1 protein-coding gene is annotated in these 741 nt (G+C 78.5%); it reads right to left on the bottom strand.

Annotated features, from left to right (window positions below):
• A partial coding sequence (locus tag ACFWJO_RS40165) for a DAK2 domain-containing protein (RefSeq protein WP_386873294.1) occupies positions 1 to 741 on the bottom strand: 741 nt, incomplete at both ends.

Here is a 741-nt window from a genome sequence, read left to right as displayed (position 1 = left end):
TGTGGGTTAAGTGGAAGGGCGCAGGGATTGGCGCCTCCGCCGCGGCGGCGGGCTCGCCCTCCGCGGCGTGGGCGCCCTCGACGTAGCCGGGGAGCGCGGTGGCCAGCTCCTCGTCCACGGGCGTGCCCGTGACGACGGAGCGCAGCGCCTCGAACACCCAGAGCAGCCCGACGGCGCCGGCGTCCACGACGTGCGCCCGGGTCAGCGGGGCGAGCAGCGACTCGGTCTCCTCCACGGCCTGCACGCAGTCGGCCAGCATGAGGGTCACGGCCGGGCCGAGCCGCACGGCCGGGTCCGCGTCCCCGGCCACCGCGGGCGTGTCGGGGGCCTGGGTGGACGAGCGCGCGAGGCTGCGGGCGGCCGCGGAGAGCACCGTGAGGATCGTCCCCTCGCGCGGATCCGACAGGGCCTGTCGGGCGGCCCGGTCGGCGGCTCCGAACGCCGCCGCCAGGGCGAACGCGTCGACGCGCTCCCGGCCGCGCAGGGGCTCGGCCATCCCCGCCAGGCTGACCGCGAGCAGCATGCCCGAGTTGCCCCGGGCGGAGTCCAGCGCGGCCGCGCCCGCGTGCGCGAGCACGGCGCCGGCGTCGTCCTGTGCGGGGCAGGCGTCGGCCGCGGTGCGGGCCGCCGTCAGCGTGGCCAGCATGTTCGTGCCCGTGTCCGCGTCCGGGACCGGGAAGAGGTTCAGGGCGTCGAGTCGCGGCGCGGCCCGGCCCACGAGCTCCTCCGCGAGCGCGAGCC

The sequence above is a fragment of the Streptomyces sp. NPDC127092 genome (assembly GCF_042722475.1).
Lineage (GTDB): Bacteria > Actinomycetota > Actinomycetes > Streptomycetales > Streptomycetaceae > Streptomyces.
Note: the sequence above shows the minus strand (reverse complement) of the source record. Positions and strands in the feature narration are given on the sequence as shown.